Source organism: Bordetella genomosp. 10 (assembly GCF_002261225.1).
In the GTDB taxonomy this organism is placed as follows: Bacteria; Pseudomonadota; Gammaproteobacteria; order Burkholderiales; family Burkholderiaceae_B; genus Bordetella_C.
Map to the genome: position 1 here is coordinate 2,515,531 of NZ_NEVM01000005.1, position 17,673 is coordinate 2,533,203.

Here is a 17,673-nt window from a genome sequence, read left to right on the forward strand (position 1 = left end):
TCCAGGGCGTAGCGGATCCGGCTCTGCCGGTCCGCCAACGCCGCCCCCTTGAGGGGGCCGCGCGCAGCGCGGTAGGGGGTGGGCCTCCCCTCAAGCCCTGATTGTAGTTCCAGCGCTCAGGGGCGTTGCGAGAGCTTTTGCTCCAGGTAGTGGATGCTGGTGCCGCCTTCGATGAAGCGGGCGTCCTGCAGCAACTCGCGGTGCAACGGGATATTGGTGGAAATGCCCTCGACCACCATTTCCGACAAGGCGATGCGCATGCGGGCCAGGGCCTGCTCGCGATCGTCGCCATAGGTGATGACCTTGGCGATCATGGAGTCGTAGTTGGGCGGAACGAAATAGCCGTTGTACGCATGCGAATCGATGCGCACGCCCGGACCGCCGGGGGTGTGCCAGTTCGTGATGCGGCCGGGGCTGGGCACGAAACGGAACGGATCCTCGGCGTTGATGCGGCATTCCAGGGCATGGCCCTTGAACTGGATGTCGCGCTGGCGCAGCGTGAACTTCTCGCCGGCGGCGATGCGGATCTGCTGCTGCACCAGGTCGATGCCGGTGATCAGCTCGGTCACCGGATGCTCCACCTGGATACGGGTGTTCATCTCGATGAAGTAGAACTCGCCGTTCTCGTACAGGAATTCGAAGGTGCCGGCGCCGCGGTAGCCGATCTTGCGGCAGGCATCCGCGCAACGGTCGCCGATGCGCTCGATCAGGCGGCGGGCGATGCCCGGCGCGGGGGCTTCTTCGATGACCTTCTGGTGGCGGCGCTGCATCGAGCAGTCGCGTTCGCCCAGCCAGACGGCGTTGCGGCCGCCGTCGGCCAGCACCTGGATTTCCACATGGCGAGGGTTCTCGAGGAACTTCTCCATATAGACTTCCGGGTTGTTGAAGGCCGCCCCGGCTTCCGAACGCGTCATGGTGACCGCGTTGATCAGCGCCGCCTCGGTATAGACGACGCGCATGCCGCGGCCGCCGCCGCCGCCCGCGGCCTTGATGATGACCGGGTAGCCGACCTCGCGCGCGATGCGCATGATCTCTTGCGGATTGTCGGGCAAGGCGCCTTCGGAGCCGGGCACCACCGGAACGCCGGCCTCGATCATGGCGCGCTTGGCGCTGACCTTGTCGCCCATCAGGCGGATCGAGTCGGGACGCGGGCCGATGAAGACGAAACCGCTCTTTTCCACGCGATCGGCGAAGTCGGCGTTTTCCGACAGGAAGCCATAGCCGGGGTGGATCGCCTCGGCGTCGGTGACTTCGGCCGCCGAGATGATGGCCGGCATATTCAGGTAGCTTTCGCGCGAAGGCGCCGGGCCGATGCAAACGGACTCGTCGGCCAGCCGGACATACTTGGCCTCGCGGTCCGCCTCGGAGTGCACGACCACGGTTTTGATGCCCAGCTCGCGACAAGCGCGTTGGATGCGCAGCGCGATCTCGCCGCGATTGGCGATCAGGATTTTTTCGAACATGGAAGCTATCGCTATCAGCCGATGACGAACAGGGGTTGGCCATATTCGACGGGTTCGCCGTTCTCGACCAGGATTTCCTTGATGACGCCGGACTTGTCGGCTTCGATCTCGTTGAGCAGCTTCATCGCTTCGATGATGCACAGCGGATCGCCTTCCTTGACGGTCTGGCCGACGTCCACGAAGGGCGCCGCGCCCGGGTTGGGCGAACGATAGAAGGTGCCCACCATGGGCGCCTTCACCGCATGGCCCTGCACCACCGGCGCGGCGGGAGCGGCCGGGGCGGCAGGCGCGGCCGCGGCGGCAGCGGGAGCCGCATAGGCCTCGGGGGCATGGTACGCCACGGGCTGCAGGGTCTGGGAGAACTTGACGATGCGAACCTTGCCTTCACCCTCGGTGATTTCCAGTTCGGCAATGCCCGACTCGGCCACCAGGTCGATCAGGGTTTTAAGTTTTCGGAGGTCCATGAAGCTGCTTCCCGGTGTTTTGACGGCATGCGCCCTTGAATGGAGATGGGTGCCGTACGCTTAGGTGGAGATGAAAAAGCCTGGAGATGCCGCGGTTCAGTGCCGCGCCGCATAACGCACGGCGGCTTCGTAGCCGTCCGCGCCCAGGCCGGAGATAAGTCCCACGGCCAGATCCGACAGATAGGAGTGGTGCCGGAAAGGCTCGCGCTTGTACAGGTTGGACAAATGTACTTCAACAAAAGGGATCGAAACGGCGGCCAGGGCGTCGCGCACGGCCACGCTCGTATGGGTGTAGGCGGCGGCGTTGATGACGATGAAATCGGTGCCGTCCTGGCGCGCCGCCTGGATGCGGTCGACCAGATCGCCTTCGTGGTTGCCTTGCCAATGCTGCAGCTTGACACCGAGTTCGCCCGCGAGGGCAAGCAGGTTGTCGTTGATCTGAGCCAGGGTGAGGCTGCCGTAGATGCCCGGCTCACGGGTGCCCAACAGATTCAGGTTCGGGCCGTGCAAGACCAGTATGCTTTGCGCCATTCTGCTTTCCGGTCCCCGCGCGCTTTGCCGTCGTCCGCCAGCGGCGGGCATCGGGTCGCGCCAGGACCCAGGATTCAATAAATATGGAGTACTGAGTAAGGTACTGACCGTGGTACTTACATCGGGTGCTTACAAATACGGCGCCACAAGGACGCCGGGACTGCAGGCAAGTTAATCTGCCGCGAAAACCACCAATAAGGCAGCTTTTTACGACAAATCGCCTTATTTGTCCATGGTGGAAACCGCTGGAATCATGCTCCCAGCGATTTCAACCGCGCGCTGATGTCATCTTCCTTCACCGGGCCCAGAACTTTGTGGCTAATTCTGCCATCTTTGTCTAAAAGCACCGTAAACGGCAAGCCTCCCGGCGCGTTGCCCAGGCCCCGCATCAGGTCGATGGTGCCGGGGCCGGCCACCAACAAGGGATAGGAAACAGGCACTTTAGCGAGAAATTTACGGATGTTGTCCGCGCTATCGATGCCGATGCCGACGAAACGGGCGTTGGGGTGCGCCTTGCCCAAGGCGTCCAGCGCCGGCATTTCCTTGACGCAGGGCGCGCACCAGGTGGCCCAGAAATTGACCACCACCGGCTGGCCCAGCCATTCGCCCACGCGGTGTTGGCCGCCGTCGAGGCCGGGAAACTCCCGCGCCAGCAGGTCCCGCGTGTCGGGACCGGCCGAATCGGCGGAAGCGGAATCGGCCGCCAGGGCCACGGGCATGTAGCGGGCCAGCCACGCGCTTGCCGCCAGCGTGACCGTGCGCAAAAGAAAGGTGCGTCTATCCATGTCCGTGATATTACCCAAGGGCGGGCGCGCCGGCATCTCCCGCGCGCAATCGGCGCCCGCGGACGGGCCCCGGCCGGACGGAATCCGGCCACCCTCTACAATGCGGGCAGGAGAAATACGTCATGCACCTGCACATTCTCGGCATTTGCGGCACTTTCATGGGCGGCCTGGCGCTGGTGGCGCGCGCAGCCGGCCACACCGTCACCGGCTGCGATACCGGCGTCTACCCCCCCATGAGCACGCAACTGGAGGAACAGGGCATCGCGCTGACGGAAGGCTATGGCGCCGACCAGATGGCGCTCGAGCCCGACCTCTACGTCATCGGCAACGTCGTCACCCGCGGCAATCCCTTGATGGAAGCCATCCTGGAGTCGGGCGCGCCCTACGTGTCGGGCCCGCAATGGCTGTGCGAACACGTCCTGGCCGGCCGCCACGTCCTGGCGGTGGCCGGCACCCACGGCAAGACCACCACCAGTTCGATGCTGGCGTGGATCCTCGAATACGCCGGCCTGCGGCCGAATTTCCTGATCGGCGGCGTGGCGCGCGACCTCAAGGTCTCGGCCCGCTTCGACCCGGAAGTGCCCTGGTTCGTCATCGAGGCGGACGAATACGACACGGCCTTCTTCGACAAGCGGTCCAAGTTCGTCCATTACCGCCCGCGCACCGCGATTCTCAATAACCTGGAATACGATCACGCGGACATCTTCCCCGATCTGGCCGCCATCGAGACCCAGTTCCATCACCTGGTGCGCACCATTCCCGCCGGCGGCCGCATCGTGCTGCCCCAGGCCGACGCCGCGCTGGAGCGCGTGCTGGCGAAAGGCTGCTGGACGCCCACCGTGCGCTTCGGCGCGGGCGCGGCATGGGAGGCCGGCGAGCCGGACGACGACGGCGGCTTCGAGGTGTTGCACGAGGGCCGCGCCGCCGGCCGCATCCGCTGGGACCTGAGCGGCGCGCACAACCGCGCCAATGCCCTGGCCGCGCTGGCGGCGGCCGACCATGCGGGCGTGGCGCCGGCCACCGGCATCGCCGCCCTGTCCGCCTTCGGCGGCGTCAAGCGCCGCATGGAGCTGCGCGGGACCGTCCACGGCGTCAAGGTGTATGACGATTTCGCCCATCATCCGACCGCCATCGCCACCACGCTGGCAGGCCTGCGCCGCCAGGTCGGGTCCGCCCGCATCCTGGCCGTGCTGGAGCCGCGCTCGAACACCATGAAGCTGGGCACGATGGCCGAACGCCTGCCGGCGGCGCTGGCCGATGCCGACCTGGTGTTCTGCTTCGGCGCCGGCAGCGGCAAGCACGCGCTGGGCTGGGACCCGGCCAAGGTGCTGGCGCCGCTGGGCGCGCGCGCCGTGAGCCACGACGACCTGGACCAGCTCGTCCGCGCGGTCGTCCAGGCGGCCCGCCCGGGCGACCACATTCTCGTCATGAGCAACGGCGGATTCGGCGGCGTGCACGGCAAACTGCTCGATGCGTTGGCCGGCGCGGCCGCGCTGCGGGAACAACCATGATCCTCTACCTGCACGGTTTCCGGTCCTCGCCGTCTTCCTTCAAGGCGCGCCTGATGGCGCAGGCCATGGCCGACCGCGGGCTCGCCGGGGACTGGCGCTGCCCGCAACTGCCCGCCAGCCCGCGCGAGGCGATCGCCCTGGCTGCGTCGCTGGCGCGCGAACTGCTGGACCGCGCCCGGGCCGGCGGCGACGCCAGCCCCCGCGCGCTGACCGTCATCGGCTCCTCGCTGGGCGGCTATTACGCCGGCTGGCTGGCCGAACAACTGGACTGCCGCGCCGTGCTGCTGAATCCGGCCGTGCACGCGCCGCGCGATCTCGCCACCCAGGTCGGCGCGCAGACTATGTATCATTCGGGCGAGCCGTTCGAGTTCAAGCCCGAGTACGTGGCGGAACTCGCCGCCATCGAAATCGCCCGGCCGACCCGGCTCGAACGCTATTTCCTGGTGGCCGCCACCGGCGACGAAGTGCTCGATTGGAAGGAAATGCGGGATTTTTACGCCGGTAGCCGGCAACGGATCATCGAGGGCAGCGACCACGGCATTTCCGATTTCGAGAAATACCTGCCGGAAGTCCTGGAATTCGCCCTGGGAGACGGACACTCATAGCCCGCCGGCGCATCGGCCGCCACGGCGCGCTCGCGCGCCATGCCGGGGCCAGAACCCAGGCCAGGATAACGATACCTGCACACTTATATATATAGAGATAAACAACGCCGGGCCCGCGCGCCCGGCGCCTGACCAGAACCCCCGCAGCATTGCGCGCGGACGCTCGCGAGCCGCGCCCTCAGACAGACCCTGACCATGTACGTGTTTTACGAAGACGACGGCGCTTTCAAAGCCGGCCGCATCATGTCCGAAACGGACGCCAGCCTCCAGGTCGAAGCCGACTCGGGCAAACGCAGCAAGATCAAGCGGGCCAGCACGCTGTTCACCTTCGACAAACCGGAGCCCGCCGAGCTGCTGCGCCAGGCCGAGGCGGCCGCCGCCGACATTGACCTGCAATTCCTGTGGGAATGCGCGCCGCAGGAAGAATTCGACACGCCCGCGCTGGCGGCCGATTATTACGGCCACGCGCCTTCGCCGGTGGAACAGGCGGCCCTGCTCATGCGCCTGCACGGCGCGCCGGCGTATTTCCACCGGCGCGGCAAGGGGCGCTACCGCCCGGCGCCGCCCGACATCCTGGCCGCCGCCCTGGCGGCCATCGAGAAGAAACGCCTGCAGGCCGAGCAGCAGGCGAACTGGGTCGACGACATGGCCGCCGGCAAGCTGCCGGACGAAATCCGCGACGCCGCGGAAAACCTGTTGATCCGTCCCGACAAGAACAGCCAGCAATGGAAGGCGCTGGAGGCTGCCTGCGGCCGCCTGCAGAAGACGCCCGACCGCCTGCTGCTGGAACTGGGCGCATGGCCGCACGCGCTGGCCCTGCACCTGCGCCGCTTCCTGGCGGTGAACTTCCCGCGCGGCACCGGCTTTCCCGACGTCGCCGTGCCGCCGCTGGATCGCGAGCTGCCGCTGGCCGACGCGGAAATCTATTCGGTCGACGACGTCACCACCACGGAAATCGACGACGCGCTGTCGGTCACCGAACTGGAGGACGGCCTGGTCCGCGTCGGCGTGCACGTGGCCGCGCCGGGGCTGGCCGTGACCCGCGGCAGCGAACTGGACGCGCTGGCCCGCGCGCGCCTGTCCACCGTCTACATGCCGGGCGACAAGATTCCCATGCAGCCGGACGCCGTGATCCGGGCATTCTCGCTGGATGCCGGACGCGAAGTCCCCGCGCTGTCGCTCTACGCGACGATCAACCCGTCGACCGGCGAGGTCGTCGAATCGAACAGCCGCGTCGAACGCATCGTGGTGCGCGAGAACCTGCGCCACAACATGCTGGACGGCGAAATCACCGAGGCCGCGCTGGCCGATCCGCAAGCGCCCCTGCCCTATGCCCATTGGCTGCGGCCGCTGTGGCGGGCCGCGCTGGCGCTGAGCGCCAAGCGCGAGGAAGTGCGCGGCAAGCCGGAAAACAACAGCCGCGTCGAGTACAGCTTCTACCTGGACGGCCCGGCCGACGACCCGGACACGCCGGTGCGGCTGGTGCCGCGCCAGCGCAACGCGCCGCTGGACCGCATGGTGGCCGAGTTCATGATCCTGGCCAACAACCTGTGGGGCGGCCTGCTGGCCCAGCACGGCGTGCCGGGCATCTACCGTTCGCAGCAGGCCGGCCGCGTGCGCATGAGCACCCAGCCGCTGCCGCACGAGGCGATCGGCGTGCCGCAGTATGCGTGGAGCACCTCGCCGCTGCGCCGCTACGTGGACCTGGTCAACCAATGGCAGCTCATCGCCGCGGTCGACAACGGCGTTTCGGCGCGCCTGGTGGCGCCCTTCAAACCCAAGGACTCGGACCTGTTCGCCATCATCGGCGCCTTCGACGCGCAGTACGCCGCCTGGGCGGACTTCCAGAATTCGATGGAGCGCTACTGGTGCCTGCGCTGGCTCAAGCAGCAGAACGTCACCCGCGTCACGGCCAGCGTGCTGCGCGACGACCTGGTGCGCCTGGGCAACGCCCCGCTGGTGGTGCGCGTGGGCAACCTGCCGGCCCTGGAGCGCGGCACGCAGGTGCTCATAGACATCCTCGGCACCGATGAGTTGGCGCTGGAAGCCGAATGCCGCTACGTCGGCGAGGCGGCGCCGGCGGAGGCGAACGCCGCCTGAGCGCGCCATCGGTACGCTATGATCGGCGCATACGACGGCGCGCCGCCGCCGGCGAGAAGAACGAAACGCAAGCGAACCAAGCGAAAGAATGAAGGCTGGCGCGCCATAGCGCCGGGGAGACATCATGCGCATCCTGCTCGTCGAAGACAACCTCGACCTTGGCGATGCGGTCGAAAGCAAATTGCGCAACGCCGGACACAGCGTCCAATGGGTGCGCGACGGCGAGACCGCCTTGCAATGGACCCGGCACGAGACCTGGGACGCGCTGGTGCTGGACATCATGCTGCCGGGCAAGAGCGGCTTCGACGTCATCCGCGAGCTGCGCGGCAACGGGCTGGAAGCGCCGGTGCTGGTGGTCACGGCCCGATCCGAAATCGAGGACAAGATCGACATGCTGGACCTGGGCGCCGACGATTACCTCGTCAAGCCCTTCGACCTGCGCGAACTGGAAGCGCGCCTGCGCGCCCTGATGCGGCGGCCCGCCGGCCGCACCACCAGCCTGGCGACCTACGGCAACCTGGCCCTGGACCTCGCCGGCCGCACCGCCCTCGTCAACGGCGTGCCGCTGGAACTGGGACGGCGCGAATTCCGCCTGCTGGAGATCCTGCTCAGCCGCCAGGGCAGCACGGTAGCCAAGGAAAGGCTGATGAGCCAGCTCTTCGACCTGGACGACGTTTCCCTGAATGCCCTGGAACTGCTGATCTCGCGCCTGCGCAAGAAACTGGCGACGTCGTCGGTGGATATCGTCACGGTGCGCGGCGTGGGCTACCAGGCGCGCGTCAGCGAGAGCGTCGCGGCTTGATCGAGCGCCGCCATTCCGAGCGCCGCTTTTCCATCCTCGGGCGCATTTTCACCACGGGCCTGGCGCTGCTGGGCTGCGCGTCCATCGGCCTGGCGCTGTTCCTGCGCCACGATGCGCACCGCGCGGCGGACCGCGCTTTCGACCGGCTGCTGGCCGCCTCCGCGCTGACCATCGCGGGCTCGGTGCGCATCGGCGACGGCGGCATCGTGGTCGAGCCACCGCACGCCGCGCTGGCCATGCTGTCCGGTATGAACCGCGTGTTCTACGCGGCGCGCGGGCCGGACGGCGAGGCGATCACCGGCTACGACGATCTGGCCTGGGCCCTGCCGCCCGCGGCATCGTCCAGCCCCAGGTACGACGATATCGAATACCGCGGCGAAGCGGTGCGCGTGGCGACGGTGGGCCGCCTGGTGACCGCGGGACCGCGCGCCGGCTGGGTCACCATCCGCGTCGCCGAGACCCGCGACGCGCGCGACGCCCTGGCCTCGGAGCTCTGGCGGCGCGGCGTCGGGCCGCTGCTGGCGATCGCGCTGCTGGCGCTGGCCTTGCTGTGGTTCGGCCTGCGCCGCGCGTTCGCGCCCCTGGCGGCGATGGAACAGGAATTGAGCCGGCGCGAGCCCCACGACTTGCGGCCGCTGGCCATGCCGGCGCCGCGCGAGGTGACGCGCCTGGCCGAAGCGCTGAACGGCGTCATGCCGCGCCTGGAAAGCGCCATGCGCAACATCAATACGCTGGTGGCCGACGCCGCCCACCAGGTGCGCACGCCGCTGGCGTCGCTGCGCGCGCAGGCCGAGGTCGCGATGGAGGAGACCGATCCGCAACGCCTGCACGAGCGCGTGACGCGCATACACCAGAACGCGACCGTCGCCAGCCAGTTGGTCAGCCAGTTGCTGATGGACGCGACCATCACCCACCGCCTGGGCATGCGCGGCACGGCCAGCGTGGGCATCGCCGAAATCGTCAACGACACGCGCAACCATATCGGGCCGCTGGAAGCCGCGCGGCTGCGCATTTTCATCGCGCCCGAAGTGCGGCGCGCCCGCGTGACCGGCGACCGCGTGGCCCTGCGGGAAATGCTGCGCAACCTGGTCGACAACGCCCTGCGCTACGCGCCGGCGGGGCCGATCGAGATCCAGGTCACGCCGGTGTCGGCGCTGCGCGTGGCCATTACGGTCAACGACCACGGCCCGGGCATCCCGGACAACGAGATCGAACTGGTGCAGGAGCGTTTCCAGCGAGGCAGCAGCGGCGCGCAGCAGCCGGGCTCCGGCCTGGGGCTGGCCATCGTGCGCATGGTGGCGCAGGCGCACGGCGGCGCGCTGTGGCTGCGCAACCGTGCGGGCGGCGGCCTGGCGGCCAAGGTGATCCTGCCGCGCGTCAAGCCGACCTACCGGAAATCCACGGCCATGCTGGCGGCCGCCGCGGCGGCGGTGCTGCTGTCGGCCGCGGGGGCGCCCGCGCCGGCGCGGGCCCAGGGCTGCGCCAAGGTCCCCGCCACGACGCACTATCCGACCCCCACGCCGGGCGATCCGCAACTGACCATCGCCGGCACCACCGACACGGCGACGATGAGCGGACTGATCCAGTCCTTCCAGAACGCCCATCCCGGCGTCGCGGTGAGCTACCTGGAAATGGGCAGCCGCGCCCTCTACGACGCCGCGGAAGCGGGACGCCTGCCCGACGTGGACGTGCTGATGAGCCCGGCGACGGACCTGCAGGTGCGGCTGGCCAACGACGGCTACGCGCTGCGCTACGAGACGCCGCGCGCGGCCGGCATGCCGGAATGGGCGACGTGGCGCAATGAAGTCTTCGGCTTCACGCTGGAGCCGGTGGTGATGGTCTACAACCCACGCCGCTATACCGAGGCCACGGCGCCGCGCTCGCACCAGGCGCTGCTGCGCCTGCTCGAAAGCGATGGCGCCGCCCTGCATGGACGCATCGGCACCTACGACCTCACGCGCAGCAGCGTGGGCTACCTGCTGGCCGAACAGGACGAGCAGGTCTCGTCCGACTTCTGGGGCCTGGCCCATGCCCTGGGCCGGGCGGGCGTGCGGCGCGCCGCCTGCGGCCAGGACATCCTCGACGCCATCGAGCATGACCAACTGGACCTGGGCTACAACGTGCTGGGCTCGCAGGCGCTGGCGCGGCTGGCCGCCGGCGGACGCATCGGCGTGATCTATCCACGCGACTACGAACTGGTGCTGACCCGTTCGGTGCTGATCGCCCGCCATACCCGCCAGCCGGCGCTGGCGCGCGCGCTGGTGGACTGGCTGCTGTCGCCGGCGGGACAGGCCGCGGCCGCCGGCAGACCGGGGCTGGGATCGCTGATCGCCGGCACGCCCGGCCCCTGGACGGCCGACGCCGTGCTGGCGCACACGCCGGGCGTGGTGCAGCCGGTCGCCATGGGCCCGGGCCTGCTGGCCGGCCTGGACCGCCAGCGCCAGGCGCGCTTCATTCGCAACTGGCTGCGGCTGGTCGGAGAGGCGCCGCCGGACGGCCCGGTCGCTTCCGCCGACGACGGTGAATGAGACCCGTGAACTGAAACCGGTCCGGGACGCGGCCATGCCCGCCACCTGTCGCCGCGTGACAGCATCACGACAGGACGGCGACAGGATTGCAAACCTAAGATGCCGCCAGACGACTGCCCAAGTCGCCTCGAACTATTCCAATATCAATACCCGGAGAGACATCCATGCTTCCCCAGTCCCGCCTCGCGGCCGCCTGCGCCGCCGCTTTCGCCCTTGCTTCCGGCAGCGCCCTGGCCCAGGTCCCCGCCGGCTACCCGGCCGATTACCAGAAGATCATCGACGGCGCCAAGAAGGAAGGCACCGTGGTCATCTACTCGACCACCGACACCAAGGCCGCCGGCCCCATCATCAAGGGCTTCGAAGCCGCCTACCCCGGCGTCAAGGTCGAATACAACGACATGAACAGCACCGAGCTGTACAACCGCTTCATCAGCGAACAGGCGGCGGGCGGCAACAGCGGCGACGTGGTGTGGAGCTCGTCGATGGATTCGGCGCTGAAGCTGGCGACCGACTACGCCCTGCAATACAAGTCGCCGGAAAGCGGCAAGCTGCCGTCCTGGGCCGTCTGGAAGGACGCCGCCTACGGCACCACGTACGAACCGGCCGTCTTCATCTACAACAAGCGCCTGATCGCCCAGGCCGACGTGCCGAGCACCCACGCGGCGCTGGCCAAGCTGGTCGCCTCGCAGACCGACAAGTTCAAGAACAAGGTCACCACCTACGACGTCGAGAAGTCCGCCGTGGGCTTCATGCTGGCGGTGCAGGACAAGGCCAACGACAGCAAGTATTTCGACACGCTGCGCGACATCGCCAAGGGCGGACTGGTGGTGCAATCCTCGACCGGCACCATGATGGAACGCGTGTCGTCGGGCGAGAACCTGATCGGCTACAACATCCTCGGCTCGTACGCCGAGGCGCGCGCCAAGACCGATTCCTCCATCGGCATCGTCTATCCCACCGACTACACCCTGGTGCTGTCGCGCGTGTCCTTCATCGCCAAGAAATCCAAGCACCGCAACGCCGCCAAGCTGTGGCAGGACTTCCTGCTGTCGCAGAAAGGCCAGGACCTGGTCGCCAACCAGGCCGACATGGCGTCGATCCGCGACGACGTGCCCGGCGACAACGACGTCGACGGCATGACCAAGAAGCTGGGCAGCGCGCTCAAGCCCATCCCGGTCAATGAAAACCTGCTCGACTTCCTCGAACAGAAGAAGCGCCTGGAATTCATCAAGGACTGGCGCGCGGCGGCCGGCAAGTAAGCGGCAGATAAGCGGCGAACAAGCCGCCGGCCGGCTAGGCCCCGGGCCCGTCCCGCGTCCGCGTCATGCGCGGACCGGCAGCGCGCCCGGACCCTTCCGCCGGCGGCCCGGCCCACGGCCGTCTCCGGCCAAGCCTCCGGCTATTTACCAGGATTCCCATCATGCAGTCATTGCGCTCAAAATGGCAGTCGCTGCCGCGCGGCGTGACCGTAGCGATCACGGCGCTGGCCATCTACGTGCCGCTGTCGCTGATCATCTACCAGAGCTTTCTGTCGGCGCCGTTCTTCATGCCGTCGAAGACCGTCAGCCTGGACGCGTTCCGCTTCATCTTCGACGACCCCGATTTCTACAAGGCCCTGATCAGCGGCCTGATCCTGGCCTTCGGCCTGTTCATCATCGCCGTGCCGCTGGGCGGCATGCTGGCCTTCCTGATGATACGCACCGACCTGCCGGGACGGCGCTGGATCGAGCCCCTGATCCTGGTGCCCGTCTTCGTCTCGCCCATGGTGCTGGGCTTCGGCTACGTGGTGGCCGCGGGGCCGGTGGGCTTCTTCTCGAAATGGGCGCAGGACCTGCTGGGCTTCGTGCCGTGGAATATCTATTCCATGACCAGCATCGTCATCATCGCCGGCCTGACCCACGTGCCGCACGCCTATCTCTATATCTCCTCGGCCCTGCGCAGCATGGGTTCGGACGTGGAGGAAGCCGCGCGCATCACCGGCGCCTCGCCGCTGCGCGTGATGATGTCCGTCAGCCTGCCCATGGTGCGGCCGGCCCTGCTCTACGCCAGCGTGCTGCTGTTCTTCCTGGGTCTGGAAGTCTTCGGCCTGGTGCTGGTGCTGGGCGACCCGGAAGGCAACCTGGTGCTGGCGACCTATCTGTACAAGCTGACCAACAAGCTGGGCGTGCCGTCCTATCACCTGATGGCGGCGGTCACGGTCGTGCTGATCTGCATGACCGTCCCGCTGGTGGCCCTGCAGCGCCGCCTGATGCGCACCGCCAACCGTTTCGTCACCATGAAGGGCAAGGCCTCGCGCGCGCGGCCGCTGCCGCTGGGCAAGTGGCGCTGGGCGGCGGGCGGCGTGGTCGCGGCGTGGCTGTTCGTCACCGTCGTCGTGCCGCTGGTGGGCGTGCTGCTGCGCGCCTTCGTGTCCAACTGGGGCATGGGCGTGCGGCTGGTGGACGTGCTGTCGCTGGAGGCCTTCCGCGCCGTCTTCGCCTCTCCCAACCTGATACGCGCCATCGTCAATTCCGTGGCGATCGGCGTGATCGGGGGCGCCCTGGCGGTGATCTGCTACGGCTTCATCGGCCTGGCCATGCACCGGCGCCAGGACGGCGTCACCCGCTTCCTCGACTACAGCGTGCTGGTGCCGCGCGCTGTGCCCGGCCTGCTCGCCGGCCTGGCCTTCCTGTGGGTGTTCCTGTTCGTGCCGCTCTGGCTGGACAACGCCCTGGACGAGGGCGGCATCCTGTCGGCGCTGCCCTATGCCGAATGGCTGCGCGAAAACTTCGTCGAGTGGCTGCGCAGCATCCGCAGCACCATCTTCAGCGTCTGGGTGGCCTACACCGTCGTCTGGATGGCCTACGGGCTGCGCCTGATTTCCTCCACCCTGTTGCAGGTGGGCCCGGAACTGGAGGAAGCCGCGCGCAGCGCCGGCGCCCGGCGCGGCCAGGTGACGCGCCACGTCACGGTGCCCCTGGCGCGGCACGGCCTGGTCGGCGCCTGGCTGCTGATGTTCCTTATTTTCGAGCGCGAATACTCCACCGGCGTGTACCTGCTGTCGCCGGGCACGGAGACCATCGGGTCGATGCTGGTGTCGCTGTGGGCGACCGGCGCCATCGACATCGTGGCCGCGCTGTCCTTCATCAATATCGTGCTGGTCGTCATCGGCCTGGGCATCGCCCTGCGATTCGGAGTGAAACTTCATGATTGAACTGTCAGTGGAAGACCTGCACCTGGACTATGGCGACGTGCCGGTGCTCAAGGGCGTATCGATGGAATTGCGCCAGGGCGAAGTGGTTTCGCTGCTGGGACCGTCGGGCAGCGGCAAGACCACGCTGCTGCGCGCGGTGGCCGGCCTGGAGGCCGCCAAGCGCGGCAAGATCGCCATCGGCGAGCGCGTGGTGTTCGACGGCGCCAAGGGCGAAGTGCCGGCCGAGGACCGCAACCTGGGGCTGGTGTTCCAGTCCTATGCGCTGTGGCCGCACAAGACCGTGTACGACAACGTGGCCTACCCCCTGCAACTGCGCCGCACCCCGGCCGCGGAAACGCGCCAGCGCGTGCAGGAAGTGCTGGACCAGTTGGGGCTGGGACACCTGGCCGCGCGCCACCCGCACCAGTTGTCCGGCGGCCAGCAGCAGCGCGTGGCCATCGGCCGGGCGCTGGTCTACAACCCCCCGGTCATCCTGCTGGACGAGCCGCTGTCCAACCTGGACGCCAAGCTGCGCGAGGAAGCGCGCGCCTTCCTGCGCGAACTGATCGTGCGCCTGGGCCTGTCGGCCCTGATGGTGACGCATGACCAGAGCGAGGCGCTGGCGATTTCCGACCGCATCCTGCTGCTGAACAACGGCCGCATCGAACAGCAGGGCACGCCCCAGGAGATGTACGGCGCGCCGCGCACGCTGTTCTGCGCCGAGTTCATGGGCAGCAACAACCGCATGAACGGCCGGGTCGCCGAAATCCGCGACGGCAAGGCGCGCATCGAGGGGCCGGGCTGGAAGCTGTGGGGCAAGGCGGCCGACGGGCTGAACGTGGGCCAGGACGCGACCGCCGTCATCCGGGTGGAGCAGGTGCGCCTGGCCGACGATCCGGAAGGCAATCACCTGGACATGCAGTTGATGACCGGCATGTACCTGGGCGACCGCTGGGAATATCTCTTCCGCACGCCCGGGGACGACTCGGTCAACGCCATGGCCCTGCGCGCCTACGGCCACGAAGGCCGCGCCACCGGCGCCTGCCGCCTGGCGCTGCCGGCGTCGCAGGTCTGGGTCTTCCCGCCGGCGGCGAAGTAAGGAAGGGGAGCAGCCGGGGGGCAAGCCCGGGGCCGGCCATCCGTCGATCGGCAAAACGGGCCTAAAATGCCCGCGTGCAACAGACTTTGCCCTCCTCCCCCCTGACCCGATCCGCGCGCTGGCTGAGCGCGCGGGCGCAGCATTACCTGTGGATCGGGCTGGCGATTTCGCTGTTCGTCCATGCCATCGCGCTGGCACTGCGCTTCGCGCCGCCGCGCACCCCGCATCCGCCGGCCCAGTCGCTGGAAGTCATCCTGGTCAATACGCGCACGGAAAACGCGCCGGCGCACGCCGACGCCCGGGCCCAGGCCAATGTCGAGGGGGGCGGCGACGCCGAGCGGGGCATGGCGCAGTCGCCGCTGCCGCAGTCGGGCGACGCGCCCAACGCCATCGTGCTGGAAGCCATGCGCAAGCGGCAGGCGGAGCTGGAAACCGAGCAGCAGCAGTTGCTGACCCAGTTGATGGCGCGCACGCAGGCCGGCCGCGCCCACCAGCAGGGCCAGCCGACGCCGCAAGCCGCGGCGCCCGGCCACGACGATCTCGACCAGGACAGCGTGCTGCAGAACGCCCAGGTGGCGGCGCTGTCCCAGCGGGTGCAGGCCTATAACAAGAAGCCGCGGCGCGCCTTCGTGGCGCCGGCCGCCGAGGCCTCGCGCTTCGCGCCCTACCTGGACGCCTGGCGCAACCGGGTCGAAACCATCGGCACCCAATACTATCCGGACGAAGCGCGCGGCAAGGTCTATGGCTCGCTGCGCATGACGGTCTACGTGCGCGCCGACGGCAGCGTGGCGGACGTCGAGATCGACAATCCCTCGCCGCACGCGGTGCTCAACCAGGCGGCGCGCCGCATCGTGCAGTTGTCCGCGCCCTTCCCGCCGTTCCCGCCCGAGATCGCCCGCGATACCGACGTCCTGGCCATCACGCGGACCTGGAACTTCGTCAACGATACCTTGGAAACCCACGCGCCATGACCGCCCCCTCCTCCCAACCCGGCCGCTACGCCGTCATCGGCAATCCGGTGGCGCACAGCCGCTCGCCGCAGATCCACTCCCTGTTCGCGCGGCAGACCGGCATCGACCTGGAGTACGGTCTCCTGCCGGCGCCCCTGGACGGCTTCGCGGCGGCGGTGCGGGATTTCTTCGCCCAGGGCGGCCGCGGGCTGAACGTCACCGTGCCGTTCAAGCGGGAGGCCTGGCAACTGGCCGAAGCCAACCTGAGCGAGCGCGCCCGCCTGGCCGGCGCGGTCAACACCCTGTGGCAGCGCGACGGCGCGCTGCACGGCTGCAATACCGACGGCGTCGGCCTGGTGCAGGACCTGCGCCGCCTGGGCGCGGACCTGCAAGGCGCCCGCCTGCTGCTGCTGGGCGCCGGCGGCGCCGCGCGCGGCGTGCTGCAACCCCTGGCGCAGGCCGGCTGCGCGCGCCTGCACATCGTCAACCGCACCGCCGAGCGCGCCCGCGAGCTGGCCAGCGACTGGCTGCGCGCCAGCGGCGCCACCCATCCCGCCGTCAGCGCCGGCGGCCTGGACGAGGCGGCGCTGGGCGGCCCCTGGGACGTCGTCGTCAACGCCACCTCCAGCAGCCTGGCGGACGCCCCGCCCGAGCTGCCCGCCGGCCTCTACGCGCCCGGCGCGCTGGCCTACGACATGATGTACGGCGCCCAACCTACCGCCTTCATGCGGCAGGCGGCCGCCGACGGCGCGGCGCACTGCGCCGACGGCCTGGGCATGCTGGTCGGCCAGGCGGCCGAAAGCTTTTACATCTGGCACGGCGTGCGGCCCGACCCGGAACCGGTGCTGCAGGCCCTGCGCGCGGCCCTGGCCGCGCCGGCGCGCTGATCCCGCATGGCGTCGCGTCGCCCGGCCGCCGGCCACTGGACCGTCAAGCGCATCGTGCTGGCCTCGCTGATGGCCCTGATGTGCCTGCTCATCCTGTACGAACTCTGGCTGCTCTGCATGGTGGTCTGGTACGCCCACCGCAATCCCGCCAGCAGCGCCATCATGCGCGAGCAACTGGCCGAACTGCGCAAGGACGACCCGCGCGCCGCGCTGAAATTCACCTGGGTCGACTACGACCGGATCAGCGCCAACCTCAAGCGCGCGGTGGTGGGGTCCGAGGACGCCAATTTCCTCGAACACGACGGCGTCGAATGGGATGCCATGCGCAAGGCCTGGGAATACAACCAGAAGCAGGCGGAGGAAGGGCGCGCCAAGATGCGCGGCGGCTCGACCATCACCCAGCAACTGGCCAAGAATCTTTTCCTGTCGGGGTCGCGCACCTACCTGCGCAAGGGCCAGGAACTGATCCTGACCTTCATGATCGAATGGGTCATGACCAAGCAGCGCATCCTCGAGCTCTATCTGAACGTCGCCGAATGGGGCGTGGGCGTTTTCGGCGCCGAGGCGGCCGCCCAGCATTACTTCAACGTCAGCGCGGCGCGCCTGGGGCCGGCCCAGGCGGCGCGGCTGGCGGCCATGCTGCCCAATCCGCGCTATTACGACCGGCATCGCGGCACCGCCTACCTGAACTCCCGCACGGGCATCCTGCAACGGCGCATGCCGCAAGTCGAGATACCGCAATGACCGGCCGACACGGCCTGCGGGGCAGAAGCCCC

General features: G+C 68.6%; 15 protein-coding genes. 11 read left to right on the forward strand and 4 right to left on the reverse strand.

Going from position 1 to position 17,673, the window contains the following annotated elements; all coding sequences use genetic code 11:
* Positions 1 to 116: 116 nt before the first annotated feature.
* From accC to CAL29_RS27405, 4 genes are all read right to left on the reverse strand, one after another.
* Complete coding sequence (gene accC / locus CAL29_RS27390) at positions 117 to 1,463, reverse strand: acetyl-CoA carboxylase biotin carboxylase subunit (RefSeq protein ID WP_094856045.1); 1,347 nt, start codon at positions 1,461 to 1,463, stop codon at positions 117 to 119.
* Positions 1,464 to 1,477: 14 nt separating this feature from the next.
* On the reverse strand, positions 1,478 to 1,927 hold the full coding sequence (gene accB, locus CAL29_RS27395) for an acetyl-CoA carboxylase biotin carboxyl carrier protein (protein ID WP_094856046.1): 450 nt from the start codon (positions 1,925 to 1,927) through the stop codon (positions 1,478 to 1,480).
* Between the two features lie 96 nt (positions 1,928 to 2,023).
* The gene (gene aroQ, locus CAL29_RS27400; RefSeq protein ID WP_094856047.1) at positions 2,024 to 2,458 is read right to left on the reverse strand and encodes a type II 3-dehydroquinate dehydratase; all 435 of its coding nucleotides are present in this window, start codon (positions 2,456 to 2,458) and stop codon (positions 2,024 to 2,026) included.
* 251 nt (positions 2,459 to 2,709) lie between these two features.
* On the reverse strand, positions 2,710 to 3,243 hold the full coding sequence (locus CAL29_RS27405; protein WP_094856946.1) for a TlpA family protein disulfide reductase: 534 nt from the start codon (positions 3,241 to 3,243) through the stop codon (positions 2,710 to 2,712).
* Positions 3,244 to 3,365: 122 nt separating this feature from the next.
* Between CAL29_RS27405 and mpl the strand changes: the two genes are divergently transcribed.
* The 11 genes from mpl to mtgA all read left to right on the forward strand — a co-directional run bounded on the left by mpl (position 3,366) and on the right by mtgA (position 17,641).
* Positions 3,366 to 4,754 (forward strand): UDP-N-acetylmuramate:L-alanyl-gamma-D-glutamyl-meso-diaminopimelate ligase, encoded by a 1,389-nt coding sequence (gene mpl, locus CAL29_RS27410; protein WP_094856048.1) that lies wholly within the window; start codon positions 3,366 to 3,368, stop codon positions 4,752 to 4,754.
* Positions 4,751 to 5,359: a YqiA/YcfP family alpha/beta fold hydrolase gene (locus CAL29_RS27415; protein WP_094856049.1), complete on the forward strand. Its 609-nt coding sequence runs from the start codon at positions 4,751 to 4,753 to the stop codon at positions 5,357 to 5,359. The genes mpl and CAL29_RS27415 overlap by 4 nt, the downstream gene beginning before the upstream one ends.
* A gap of 195 nt (positions 5,360 to 5,554) precedes the next feature.
* Entirely contained in the window at positions 5,555 to 7,459 is a 1,905-nt protein-coding gene (locus CAL29_RS27420; RefSeq protein ID WP_094856050.1) for a ribonuclease catalytic domain-containing protein, read from the forward strand.
* Between the two features lie 124 nt (positions 7,460 to 7,583).
* Positions 7,584 to 8,261, forward strand: a complete 678-nt coding sequence (locus CAL29_RS27425; RefSeq protein ID WP_094856051.1) for a response regulator transcription factor — start codon at positions 7,584 to 7,586, stop codon at positions 8,259 to 8,261.
* A complete protein-coding gene (locus CAL29_RS27430) occupies positions 8,258 to 10,789 on the forward strand; it encodes a sensor histidine kinase (protein WP_256977769.1) in 2,532 nt (843 codons plus the stop codon). Before CAL29_RS27425 ends, CAL29_RS27430 begins: the two co-directional genes overlap by 4 nt.
* 164 nt (positions 10,790 to 10,953) lie before the next feature.
* Positions 10,954 to 12,048 carry an ABC transporter substrate-binding protein gene (locus CAL29_RS27435; protein WP_094856052.1) on the forward strand — a complete coding sequence of 365 codons (1,095 nt, stop codon included), beginning with the start codon at positions 10,954 to 10,956 and terminating at the stop codon, positions 12,046 to 12,048.
* Between the two features lie 161 nt (positions 12,049 to 12,209).
* Positions 12,210 to 13,982 (forward strand): ABC transporter permease, encoded by a 1,773-nt coding sequence (locus CAL29_RS27440; RefSeq protein ID WP_094856053.1) that lies wholly within the window; start codon positions 12,210 to 12,212, stop codon positions 13,980 to 13,982.
* A complete protein-coding gene (locus tag CAL29_RS27445) occupies positions 13,975 to 15,060 on the forward strand; it encodes an ABC transporter ATP-binding protein (protein ID WP_094856054.1) in 1,086 nt (361 codons plus the stop codon). Before CAL29_RS27440 ends, CAL29_RS27445 begins: the two co-directional genes overlap by 8 nt.
* Positions 15,061 to 15,146: 86 nt before the next feature.
* The gene (locus CAL29_RS27450; RefSeq protein WP_256977770.1) at positions 15,147 to 16,031 is read left to right on the forward strand and encodes an energy transducer TonB; all 885 of its coding nucleotides are present in this window, start codon (positions 15,147 to 15,149) and stop codon (positions 16,029 to 16,031) included.
* The gene (gene aroE, locus CAL29_RS27455) at positions 16,028 to 16,897 is read left to right on the forward strand and encodes a shikimate dehydrogenase (RefSeq protein ID WP_094856056.1); all 870 of its coding nucleotides are present in this window, start codon (positions 16,028 to 16,030) and stop codon (positions 16,895 to 16,897) included. The genes CAL29_RS27450 and aroE overlap by 4 nt, the downstream gene beginning before the upstream one ends.
* Before the next feature lie 6 nt (positions 16,898 to 16,903).
* Positions 16,904 to 17,641 carry a monofunctional biosynthetic peptidoglycan transglycosylase gene (gene mtgA, locus CAL29_RS27460; RefSeq protein ID WP_143277756.1) on the forward strand — a complete coding sequence of 246 codons (738 nt, stop codon included), beginning with the start codon at positions 16,904 to 16,906 and terminating at the stop codon, positions 17,639 to 17,641.
* Positions 17,642 to 17,673: the final 32 nt, after the last annotated feature.

What these genes read in the sequence shown, in the direction of transcription:
- accC (WP_094856045.1), bottom strand. Translation starts at nt 1,463, where the DNA reads ATGTTCGAAAAAATCCTGATCGCCAATCGCGGCGAGATCGCGCTGCGC.
- accB (WP_094856046.1), bottom strand. Translation starts at nt 1,927, where the DNA reads ATGGACCTCCGAAAACTTAAAACCCTGATCGACCTGGTGGCCGAGTCG.
- aroQ (WP_094856047.1), bottom strand. Translation starts at nt 2,458, where the DNA reads ATGGCGCAAAGCATACTGGTCTTGCACGGCCCGAACCTGAATCTGTTG.
- CAL29_RS27405 (WP_094856946.1), bottom strand. Translation starts at nt 3,243, where the DNA reads ATGGATAGACGCACCTTTCTTTTGCGCACGGTCACGCTGGCGGCAAGC.
- mpl (WP_094856048.1), top strand. Translation starts at nt 3,366, where the DNA reads ATGCACCTGCACATTCTCGGCATTTGCGGCACTTTCATGGGCGGCCTG.
- CAL29_RS27415 (WP_094856049.1), top strand. Translation starts at nt 4,751, where the DNA reads ATGATCCTCTACCTGCACGGTTTCCGGTCCTCGCCGTCTTCCTTCAAG.
- CAL29_RS27420 (WP_094856050.1), top strand. Translation starts at nt 5,555, where the DNA reads ATGTACGTGTTTTACGAAGACGACGGCGCTTTCAAAGCCGGCCGCATC.
- CAL29_RS27425 (WP_094856051.1), top strand. Translation starts at nt 7,584, where the DNA reads ATGCGCATCCTGCTCGTCGAAGACAACCTCGACCTTGGCGATGCGGTC.
- CAL29_RS27435 (WP_094856052.1), top strand. Translation starts at nt 10,954, where the DNA reads ATGCTTCCCCAGTCCCGCCTCGCGGCCGCCTGCGCCGCCGCTTTCGCC.
- CAL29_RS27440 (WP_094856053.1), top strand. Translation starts at nt 12,210, where the DNA reads ATGCAGTCATTGCGCTCAAAATGGCAGTCGCTGCCGCGCGGCGTGACC.
- CAL29_RS27445 (WP_094856054.1), top strand. Translation starts at nt 13,975, where the DNA reads ATGATTGAACTGTCAGTGGAAGACCTGCACCTGGACTATGGCGACGTG.
- aroE (WP_094856056.1), top strand. Translation starts at nt 16,028, where the DNA reads ATGACCGCCCCCTCCTCCCAACCCGGCCGCTACGCCGTCATCGGCAAT.
- mtgA (WP_143277756.1), top strand. Translation starts at nt 16,904, where the DNA reads ATGGCGTCGCGTCGCCCGGCCGCCGGCCACTGGACCGTCAAGCGCATC.